A 9926-nucleotide genomic window follows, 5' to 3' on the forward strand; every position below is an offset into this window, starting at 1 on the left:
AGTGAATGCCAGAAATAGATGTCGCAACTCTACAACTTTTCCTACTTGACTACCGCTTAAACGCTTAAGCCTTCGACTGTGGTACGCGCTTTGCTATGAATCGAGTGATGCGAAGGGATGGCCCCATGCCGGTAACACCCCTCGTACGGATACAAAGGCTGTCATAGAACAGCTCATTGCGCCAATTGACCCAAAAATAAGCCAACAAGGGTCGGATGCGCCTCATAAGGGTGCGGTGCAATTCCGGCTCGATACAACAAGAGCGATTTGGAGGTTGTGAATGAAGATGTTGAAAACCACCCTGGCAGTCCTGACCGCTGCCGCCGCGCTGGGCGCCACCAGTTTCGCCCAAGCCGGCGCTACCCTCGATGCGGTAAAGAAGAAGGGCTTCGTCCAGTGTGGCGTGAGCGATGGCCTTCCGGGTTTCTCGGTACCTGATGCCAAAGGCAACATCGTCGGTATCGACGCCGATGTCTGCCGCGCCGTGGCCGCCGCCGTGTTCGGCGACGCCACCAAGGTCAAGTTCAGCCAGCTCAACGCCAAGGAGCGCTTCACCGCGCTGCAGTCCGGCGAAGTCGACGTACTCTCGCGCAACACCACCTGGACCAGCTCGCGCGATGCCGGCATGGGCCTGGTATTTGCCGGTGTTACCTACTACGACGGCATCGGCTTCCTGGTCAACAAGAAGCTCGGCGTCTCCAGTGCCAAGGAGCTCGACGGCGCTACCGTGTGCATCCAGGCCGGTACCACCACCGAGCTGAACGTCTCCGACTACTTCCGTGCCAATGGCCTGAAGTACACCCCGATCACCTTCGACACCTCCGACGAGAGCGCCAAGTCGCTCGAATCCGGCCGTTGCGACGTGCTTACTTCGGACAAGTCGCAGCTCTATGCACAGCGCTCCAAGCTGGCTGCACCGACCGAGTACGTGGTACTGCCGGAAACCATCTCCAAGGAACCTCTGGGCCCCGTGGTACGCAAAGGCGATGAAGAGTGGTTCAGCATCGTCAAGTGGACCTTGTTCGCCATGCTCAACGCGGAAGAGGCGGGCATCACCTCGAAGAACGTTGAGGCCGAAGCCAAGTCGGGCAAGAACCCGGACAACGCTCGTCTGCTCGGCGCTGACGGCGAATACGGCAAGGACCTCAAGCTGCCCAAGGACTGGGTCGTACAGATCGTCAAGCAAGTGGGTAACTACGGCGAAGTGTTCGAGAAGAACCTGGGCAAAAGCACCCCCCTGCAAATCGATCGTGGCTTGAACGCCCTGTGGAACAACGGCGGCATCCAGTACGCGCCACCTGTGCGCTGATGGCTGCACCCTGCGGCGGCATTCCGCCGCCGCAGGCTGTTCTGATCCCTTTTTTCCGGGGCACTTCATGCAAAATCAAATCGGCGCACAAAAGGGTTTTTCCCTGAGCGATCCACGTGTGCGTGCGTGGCTGTTCCAGATCGTCACGGTGGCATTCGTGGTCGGTCTGGGTTGGTACCTGTTCCACAATACCCAGACCAACCTGCAGCACCGTGGCATCACCTCGGGCTTTGACTTCCTCGAACGCAGTGCCGGCTTCGGCATCGCCCAGCACCTGATTCCCTACGTGGAGTCGGACAGCTATGCGCGGGTGTTCGTCATTGGCCTGCTCAACACCCTGCTGGTGACCTTCATCGGCATCATCCTGGCGACTTTGCTGGGCTTTATCGTCGGCGTGGCGCGGTTATCGCCGAACTGGATGATCAACAAGCTGGCGACCGTGTATGTGGAGACCTTCCGCAACATTCCGCCGCTGTTGCAGATCCTGTTCTGGTACTTCGCGGTGTTTCTGACCCTGCCCGGACCCCGTGGCAGCATCAACATCGACGACATGTTCTTTATCAGCAACCGCGGCCTGAACATGCCCGGCGCGTCCATGGCGGACGGGTTCTGGCCGTTCGTTGCCGCGGTGCTGCTGGCCATCGTCGCGGTGGTGCTGATGGTCCGACATGCCAACAAACGGTTCGATGAGACTGGCGAGCCGTTTCACAAGTTCTGGGTGGGTTTGCTGCTGTTGCTTGGCATTCCTGGCGTGTGCGCGCTGCTGTTCGGTAGCCCGGTGCACTGGGAAGTGCCGCAGCTCAAGGGTTTCAACTTCGTCGGCGGCTGGGTGCTGATCCCGGAGTTGCTGGCATTGACCCTGGCGCTGACCATCTATACCGCAGCCTTCATTGCCGAGATCGTGCGCTCAGGGATCCGTTCGGTCAGCCATGGCCAGACCGAAGCTGCGCGTTCGCTTGGCCTGCGCGAGGGCCCGACCCTGCGCAAGGTGATCATCCCCCAGGCCCTGCGGGTGATCATTCCGCCACTGACCAGCCAGTACCTGAACCTGGCGAAGAACTCGTCCCTGGCCGCCGGTATCGGCTATCCGGAGATGGTCTCGCTGTTCGCCGGTACCGTGCTCAACCAGACCGGCCAGGCCATCGAGGTGATTGCCATCACCATGAGTGTCTATCTCGCCATCAGCATCAGCATTTCGCTGCTGATGAACTGGTACAACAAGCGCATAGCGCTGATCGAGCGGTGAGGATACGCCCGTGAATGCCCATGTTTTCAAACCCGATATGCCGCCACCGGTGAAAACCGTCGGCGTGCTCGCATGGATGCGTGCCAATCTGTTCTCCAGCTGGCTTAACACCCTGCTGACCCTGTTCGCCCTTTACCTGGTGTGGTTGATCGTGCCGCCGCTGTTGCAGTGGTCGCTGATCGATGCCAACTGGGTCGGTACCACCCGTGCCGACTGCACCAAGGAAGGCGCTTGCTGGGTGTTCATCCAGCAGCGCTTCGGCCAGTTCATGTATGGCTACTACCCCAGCGAACTGCGCTGGCGCGTCGACCTGACGGTGTGGCTGGCGGTGATCGGTGCGGCGCCACTGTTCATCAGTCGCTTCCCGCGCAAGGCGATCTACGGCCTGGGCTTCCTGGTCCTGTACCCCATCGTCGCCTACGTGCTGCTGCATGGCGGCAGCTTGGGCCTGGTCACGGTGCCGACCAGCCAATGGGGTGGCTTGATGCTGACCCTGGTGATCGCCACTGTCGGTATTGTCGGCGCGTTGCCGTTGGGCATCTTGCTGGCATTGGGTCGACGCTCGCACATGCCGGCGGTGAAGGTGGTCTGTGTGACCTTCATCGAGTTCTGGCGCGGCGTGCCGCTGATTACCGTGCTGTTCATGTCGTCGGTGATGCTGCCGCTGTTCCTGCCCGAGGGCATGAGCTTCGACAAGCTGCTGCGGGCGATGATCGGGGTGATCCTGTTCCAGTCGGCGTACATCGCCGAGGTGGTGCGCGGTGGCTTGCAGGCGATTCCCAAGGGCCAGTACGAGGCCGCTGCGGCGATGGGCCTGGGTTACTGGCGGGCGATGGGCCTGGTGATCCTGCCGCAGGCGCTCAAGCTGGTCATCCCCGGCATCGTCAACACCTTCATTGCCCTGTTCAAGGACACCAGCCTTGTGATCATCATCGGCCTCTTCGACCTGCTCAACAGCGTCAAGCAGGCGGCGGCAGACCCGGCCTGGCTGGGTATGGCGACCGAGGGCTACGTGTTCGCGGCCCTGGTGTTCTGGATTTTCTGTTTCGGTATGTCCCGCTACTCCATGCATCTGGAGCACAAGCTGGACACTGGCCACAAGCGTTAGGAGTTTGCATATGAGTGAAGCGATCAAGCAGCCTGCTGGCCCCGAAGGCATCATCCAGATGCAGGGCGTGAACAAATGGTACGGCCAGTTCCATGTACTCAAGGACATCAACCTGAATGTGCGCCAGGGCGAGCGTATCGTCCTGTGCGGCCCGTCGGGCTCGGGCAAGTCGACCACCATCCGTTGCCTCAACCGCCTGGAAGAGCATCAGCAAGGGCGTATCGTCGTCGATGGCGTCGAGCTGACCAACGACCTCAAGCAGATCGAAGCGATCCGCCGCGAGGTGGGCATGGTGTTCCAGCACTTCAACCTGTTCCCGCACCTGACCATTCTGCAGAACTGCACCCTGGCACCGATGTGGGTGCGCAAGATGCCCAAGCGCAAGGCCGAGGAAATCGCCATGCACTACCTTGAGCGGGTGCGTATTCCCGAGCAGGCGCACAAGTTTCCGGGGCAGTTGTCTGGTGGCCAGCAGCAGCGGGTGGCGATTGCCCGGGCGCTGTGCATGAAGCCGAAGATCATGCTGTTCGATGAGCCGACGTCGGCGCTCGATCCGGAGATGGTCAAGGAAGTGCTCGATACCATGGTCGGCTTGGCCGAGGACGGCATGACCATGCTCTGCGTGACCCACGAGATGGGCTTTGCCCGGACCGTGGCGAACCGGGTGATCTTCATGGACAAGGGTGAGATCGTCGAACAGGCGGCGCCGGATGATTTCTTCGACCGGCCGCGCAGTGATCGGACCAAGCTGTTCTTGAGCCAGATCCTGCACTGATAAAACGCACTCGTGGGAGCGGGCTTGACCCGCGATAGCGTCCGATCAAACTAACGCTATCGCGGGGCAAGCCCGCTCCCACAAGGTTCGCTGGCTAGGCTGAAACTCTACCTAGACTGAACCTCACTTCTCCTCGGTTTTGGCCACCGGCGCCGGTGGCGGCCGCAGCCCCACCTCGGCAATCAGCTTGAGCTGCTGCCCATTGCGAATCACCTCGATGGCCACCTTGTCGGTCGGCTTGATCCGCGCCACCTGGTTCATCGACTTGCGGCCATCGCCGGCCGGTTCGCCATTGATGCTCAGAATCACGTCACCCAGCTGCAAGCCTGCGCGCTGCGCCGGGCCATCGCGGAAAATCCCCGCCACGACGATCCCTGGCCGCCCCTCAAGGCCAAACGACTCGGCCAGCTCCTGGCTCAGCGGTTGTACTTCGATACCCAGCCAGCCACGGATCACCTGCCCGTGCTCGATGATCGACTTCATCACCTCCAGCGCCAGCTTGACCGGAATGGCGAAACCAATGCCCTGCGAGCCGCCGGATTTGGAGAAGATCGCCGTGTTGATACCGACCAGGTTGCCGTTGGCATCGACCAGCGCACCACCGGAGTTGCCCGGGTTGATGGCGGCGTCGGTCTGGATGAAGTCTTCGTAGTTGTTCAGCCCCAGCTGGTTACGGCCGGTGGCGCTGATGATGCCCATGGTCACGGTCTGGCCGACGCCGAACGGGTTACCGATGGCCAGCGAGACGTCGCCGATGTGAATGTTGTCGGAGCGGCCAATGGTAATCGCCGGCAGGCTCTTGAGGTCGATCTTCAGCACCGCGAGGTCGGTTTCCGGGTCGCTGCCGATCACCCGCGCCAGGGTTTCGCGGCCGTCCTTGAGGGCCACGACGATCTGGTCGGCGCCGCTGGTGACGTGGTTGTTGGTCAGCAGGTAGCCCTCGGGGCTCATGATTACCGCCGAACCCAGGCTCGACTCCCAGCGGCGCTGCTTGGGCAGGTTGTCGCCGAAGAAACGGCGGAACTGCGGGTCTTCGAACAGCGGGTGGGCGCTCTTGTTCACCACCTTGGTGGTGTACAGGTTGACCACCGCCGGGGCGGCCAGCGTCACCGCGTCGGCATACGACACTGGGCCCTGCATGATCCGCGTGGTTTGCGGTGCTTGTTGCAGGTTGACGTCCTGGCTGGGCAGGCCGACCCATTCGGGGAAGCGCTGGATCACCAGCAGGGCAATCAATATGCCGGTAAGCAGTGGCCAGCCAAAGTAACGCAGAACCTTGAGCATCGAATGAATCCTGGGAGTGGGGCAGGGGCCGTTGCAGAGCGGGCCGGGATGCAAGCGCGCGCGATCATACACGTCAAAAGTATGCTCGGCGACGGCTACGATCGCGGGGCAAGCCCGCTCCTACGCAGGCCGCGCTGATCCGTGGGGGCGGGCTTGCCCCACGATTGCCATATGCCCCTGGCGACTATCGCCGGTTTCCCCGAGTCCGGCGACGGCCCATAATGGCGGCCATTATACGGGCGTTGCGCCCGCCGAATGTGCAGATTTCGAGGAGATTTTCCATGGCCGTCGCCCTCAGCACCCTGGTCGAGGAAGCCGAGCGCTACCTGTCCAGCGCCAAGATCCAGGATTACTGCCCCAATGGCCTGCAGGTCGAGGGGCGGCCGCAGGTCAGCCGGATCGTCACGGGCGTCACTGCCAGCCAGGCGTTGCTCGATGCTGCTGTCGAGGCGCAAGCGGATCTGGTCCTGGTCCACCACGGTTATTTCTGGAAAGGCGAGAACCCGTGCATCACCGGCATCAAGCAGCGCCGGTTGAAGACCTTGCTCAAGCATGACATCAGCCTGCTGGCGTTCCACCTGCCGCTGGATGTGCATCCGGAGGTGGGCAACAACGTGCAGTTGGCGCACCAGTTGGGGATTACCGTCGAAGGGCCGCTGGATCCGAACAACCCGAAAGTGGTCGGCATGGTCGGCTCGCTGAGTGAGGCGATGTCGGCGCGCGACTTTGCCCGGCGTGTGCAGGAAGCGCTGGGCCGTGAGCCGCTGTTGATCGAGGGTGATCAACTGGTGCGGCGCATTGGTTGGTGCACAGGCGGCGGCCAGGGCTACATCGACACGGCGATTGCCGAGGGTGTCGATCTGTTTCTGAGCGGCGAAGCTTCCGAGCAGACCTTCCACAGCGCTCGCGAGAATGGCATCAGCTTCATCGCTGCCGGGCACCATGCTACCGAGCGGTATGGCGTGCAGGCACTGGGCGATTACCTGGCGCGGCGGTTTGCTGTGGAGCACCTGTTCATCGATTGCCCTAATCCGATCTGATCGAGCGTTGGGCCGCTTTGCGGCTCATCGATCCTGTGGGAGCCGGCCTGCCTGCGATGGCCTGCACAGCAGGCCCCATGCGCCCCAAACCCCCAGTCATATGGTTAGATTGTTTCGATCTAGCCAGCCTCCTAAATAGAATCAGGTGCTGTGATAAAGTGGCTCGCTCGAACACGGCCCGCTTGGCCGTCCATAAGATCGTATCGTTTTACGTGAGTAGCCATGGTCGACAAACTGACGCACTTGAAACAGCTGGAGGCGGAAAGCATCCACATCATCCGCGAGGTGGCCGCCGAGTTCGACAACCCGGTGATGCTGTACTCGATCGGCAAAGACTCCGCCGTGATGCTGCACCTGGCGCGCAAGGCCTTCTTCCCGGGCAAGCTGCCGTTTCCGGTGATGCACGTCGACACCCAGTGGAAATTCCAGGAGATGTACAGCTTCCGCGACAAGATGGTCGAGGAAATGGGCCTGGAGCTGATCACCCACGTCAACCCTGAGGGTGTGGCGCAGGGCATCAACCCGTTCACCCATGGCAGCTCCAAGCACACCGACATCATGAAAACCCAGGGCCTCAAGCAGGCGCTGGACAAGTACGGCTTCGACGCCGCCTTCGGTGGTGCGCGCCGTGACGAAGAGAAATCGCGGGCCAAGGAGCGGGTTTATTCGTTCCGTGACAGCAAGCATCGCTGGGATCCGAAAAACCAGCGTCCGGAGCTGTGGAACGTCTACAACGGCAAGGTCAACAAGGGCGAGTCGATCCGCGTCTTCCCCCTGTCGAACTGGACCGAACTGGACATCTGGCAGTATATCTACCTCGAAGGCATCCCAATCGTGCCGCTGTACTTCGCCGCCGAGCGTGACGTCATCGAGAAGAACGGCACCCTGATCATGATCGACGACGAGCGCATCCTCGAGCACCTCTCCGAGGAAGAGAAAGCGCGCATCGTCAAGAAGAAGGTGCGTTTCCGTACCCTCGGCTGCTACCCGTTGACGGGTGCTGTCGAGTCGGAAGCCGAGAGCCTGACCGACATCATTCAGGAAATGCTCCTGACGCGCACTTCCGAGCGCCAGGGCCGGGTCATCGACCACGATGGCGCAGGCTCCATGGAAGACAAAAAACGTCAGGGCTACTTCTAATTTTCAGGGTTACTCCATGTCGCACCAATCCGATTTGATCAGCGAAGACATCGTCGCTTATCTGGCTCAGCACGAGCGTAAAGAACTGCTGCGTTTCCTCACCTGCGGCAACGTCGATGATGGCAAGAGCACCCTGATCGGGCGCCTGCTGCACGACTCCAAGATGATCTACGAGGACCACCTCGAGGCCATCACCCGTGACTCGAAGAAGTCCGGCACCACTGGCGAAGAAGTCGACCTGGCGCTGCTGGTCGATGGCCTGCAGGCCGAGCGTGAGCAGGGCATCACCATCGATGTCGCCTACCGCTATTTCTCCACCGCCAAACGCAAGTTCATCATCGCCGACACCCCGGGCCACGAGCAGTACACCCGTAACATGGCCACTGGTGCCTCGACTTGCGATCTGGCGATCATCCTGGTCGACGCCCGTTACGGCGTGCAGACCCAGACCCGCCGACACAGCTACATTGCCTCGTTGCTGGGCATCAAGCACATCGTCGTTGCGGTCAACAAGATGGACCTCAAGGGCTTCGATGAAGGCGTGTTCGAGTCGATCAAGGCCGACTACCTGAAGTTTGCCGAGGCCATCAACCTGACGCCGAGCAGCCTGCACTTCGTGCCGATGTCGGCGCTCAAGGGCGACAACGTGGTCAACCGCAGCGAGCGTTCGCCGTGGTACACGGGCCCTGCGTTGATGGAAATCCTCGAGACCGTTGAAGTTGCCGCCGACCGCAACTTCACCGACCTGCGCTTCCCGGTGCAGTACGTCAACCGGCCGAACCTGAACTTCCGCGGCTTTGCCGGCACCCTGGCCAGCGGTGTGGTGCACAAGGGCGATGAAATCGTCGTGCTGCCGTCGGGCAAGAGCAGCCGGGTCAAGTCAATCGTCACCTACGAAGGTGAGTTGGAAAACGCAGGTCCAGGCCAGGCCGTGACCCTGACCATGGAAGACGAGATCGACATCTCCCGTGGCGACCTGCTGGTGCATGCCGACAACGTCCCACCGGTGACCGATCAGTTCGACGCCATGTTGGTGTGGATGGCTGAAGAGCCGATGCTCCCAGGCAAGAAATACGACATCAAGCGCGCCACTAGCTACGTGCCCGGCTCGATTGCCAGCATCAGCCACAAGATCGATGTGAACACCCTTGAGAAGGGCGCCGCTAGCGCGCTGCAGCTCAACGAGATCGGCCAGGTCAAGGTCAGCCTCGACGCCGCTATCGCGCTGGACGGTTACGACAGCAACCGCACCACCGGTGCATTCATCGTCATCGACCGCCTGACCAACGGCACCGTTGGCGCCGGCATGATCATCGCCCCGCCAGTGCTGCCGCATGGCAGCACCGGCCAGCATGGCAAGTTGGCCCACGTTGCCACCGAAGAGCGCGCCCTGCGCTTCGGCCAGCAGCCGGCTACCGTGCTGTTCAGCGGCCTCTCTGGCGCTGGCAAGAGCACCCTGGCCTATGCCGTTGAGCGCAAGCTGTTCGACATGGGCCGTGCGGTGTACGTGCTCGATGGCCAGAACCTGCGTCACGACCTGAACAAAGGCCTGCCACAGGACCGCGCCGGTCGCACCGAGAACTGGCGCCGTGCTGCCCACGTCGCGCGCCAGTTCAACGAAGCCGGCCTGCTGACCCTGGCCGCCTTCGTCGCCCCGGATGCCGAAGGCCGCGAACAGGCCAAGGCACTGATCGGCAAAGAACGCCTGGTGACCGTGTACGTACAGGCATCGCCGATTGCCTGCCGCGAGCGCGACCCGCAAGGCCTGTACGCTGCCGGTGGCGACAACATCCCGGGTGAAAGCTTCCCGTTCGATGTACCGCTGGATGCCGACCTGGTGATCGATACCCAGAACAGCAGTGTTGAAGAAGGCGTCAAGCAAGTGCTGGACGTGTTGCGCCAGCGCGGCGCGATCTGATCGCTAGCGCTACAGCTGTTGGGGCTGCTTTGCAGCCCTTCGCGGGCGAGCCCGCTCCCACAGGGATAGCGCCGATCCTAGGAGCAGCGCTATCCCTGTGGGAGCG

The 9926-nt window shown here is 61.6% G+C and carries 8 protein-coding genes; 7 read left to right on the forward strand and 1 reads right to left on the reverse strand.

Annotated elements, in window-relative coordinates; all coding sequences use genetic code 11:
• Positions 1-280 precede the first annotated feature (280 nt).
• The 4 genes from AAZU54_RS24660 to AAZU54_RS24675 all read left to right on the forward strand — a co-directional run bounded on the left by AAZU54_RS24660 (position 281) and on the right by AAZU54_RS24675 (position 4438).
• The gene (locus tag AAZU54_RS24660; RefSeq protein ID WP_186553833.1) at positions 281-1309 is read left to right on the forward strand and encodes an amino acid ABC transporter substrate-binding protein; all 1029 of its coding nucleotides are present in this window, start codon (positions 281-283) and stop codon (positions 1307-1309) included.
• A gap of 67 nt (positions 1310-1376) precedes the next feature.
• Entirely contained in the window at positions 1377-2555 is a 1179-nt protein-coding gene (locus AAZU54_RS24665; protein ID WP_392469053.1) for an amino acid ABC transporter permease, read from the forward strand.
• Positions 2556-2565: 10 nt separating this feature from the next.
• Positions 2566-3663 carry an amino acid ABC transporter permease gene (locus AAZU54_RS24670; RefSeq protein ID WP_434727785.1) on the forward strand — a complete coding sequence of 366 codons (1098 nt, stop codon included), beginning with the start codon at positions 2566-2568 and terminating at the stop codon, positions 3661-3663.
• A gap of 10 nt (positions 3664-3673) precedes the next feature.
• A complete protein-coding gene (locus AAZU54_RS24675) occupies positions 3674-4438 on the forward strand; it encodes an amino acid ABC transporter ATP-binding protein (RefSeq protein ID WP_186553836.1) in 765 nt (254 codons plus the stop codon).
• A gap of 123 nt (positions 4439-4561) precedes the next feature.
• Here the strand turns inward: AAZU54_RS24675 and algW are convergent, their stop codons facing one another.
• Complete coding sequence (algW, locus tag AAZU54_RS24680; RefSeq protein WP_186553837.1) at positions 4562-5722, reverse strand: Do family serine endopeptidase AlgW; 1161 nt, start codon at positions 5720-5722, stop codon at positions 4562-4564.
• 281 nt (positions 5723-6003) lie between these two features.
• Here algW and AAZU54_RS24685 point away from each other — a divergent pair, with 281 nt between their 5' ends.
• The 3 genes from AAZU54_RS24685 to cysN all read left to right on the forward strand — a co-directional run bounded on the left by AAZU54_RS24685 (position 6004) and on the right by cysN (position 9820).
• Positions 6004-6762 (forward strand): Nif3-like dinuclear metal center hexameric protein, encoded by a 759-nt coding sequence (locus AAZU54_RS24685; RefSeq protein WP_264236467.1) that lies wholly within the window; start codon positions 6004-6006, stop codon positions 6760-6762.
• Positions 6763-6984: 222 nt separating this feature from the next.
• Positions 6985-7902 (forward strand): sulfate adenylyltransferase subunit CysD, encoded by a 918-nt coding sequence (gene cysD, locus AAZU54_RS24690; RefSeq protein ID WP_186553839.1) that lies wholly within the window; start codon positions 6985-6987, stop codon positions 7900-7902.
• A 16-nt stretch (positions 7903-7918) separates the two neighbouring features.
• Complete coding sequence (cysN, locus tag AAZU54_RS24695) at positions 7919-9820, forward strand: sulfate adenylyltransferase subunit CysN (protein ID WP_434727786.1); 1902 nt, start codon at positions 7919-7921, stop codon at positions 9818-9820.
• Positions 9821-9926 lie beyond the last annotated feature (106 nt).

Origin of the sequence: Pseudomonas sp. Je.1.5.c (assembly GCF_051129895.1) — a bacterium.
GTDB lineage: Bacteria > Pseudomonadota > Gammaproteobacteria > Pseudomonadales > Pseudomonadaceae > Aquipseudomonas > Aquipseudomonas urmiensis.

Coding starts and splice junctions, on each gene's coding strand:
- AAZU54_RS24660 (WP_186553833.1), top strand. CDS start 281: ATGAAGATGTTGAAAACCACCCTGGCAGTCCTGACCGCTGCCGCCGCG.
- AAZU54_RS24665 (WP_392469053.1), top strand. CDS start 1,377: ATGCAAAATCAAATCGGCGCACAAAAGGGTTTTTCCCTGAGCGATCCA.
- AAZU54_RS24675 (WP_186553836.1), top strand. CDS start 3,674: ATGAGTGAAGCGATCAAGCAGCCTGCTGGCCCCGAAGGCATCATCCAG.
- algW (WP_186553837.1), bottom strand. CDS start 5,722: ATGCTCAAGGTTCTGCGTTACTTTGGCTGGCCACTGCTTACCGGCATA.
- AAZU54_RS24685 (WP_264236467.1), top strand. CDS start 6,004: ATGGCCGTCGCCCTCAGCACCCTGGTCGAGGAAGCCGAGCGCTACCTG.
- cysD (WP_186553839.1), top strand. CDS start 6,985: ATGGTCGACAAACTGACGCACTTGAAACAGCTGGAGGCGGAAAGCATC.
- cysN (WP_434727786.1), top strand. CDS start 7,919: ATGTCGCACCAATCCGATTTGATCAGCGAAGACATCGTCGCTTATCTG.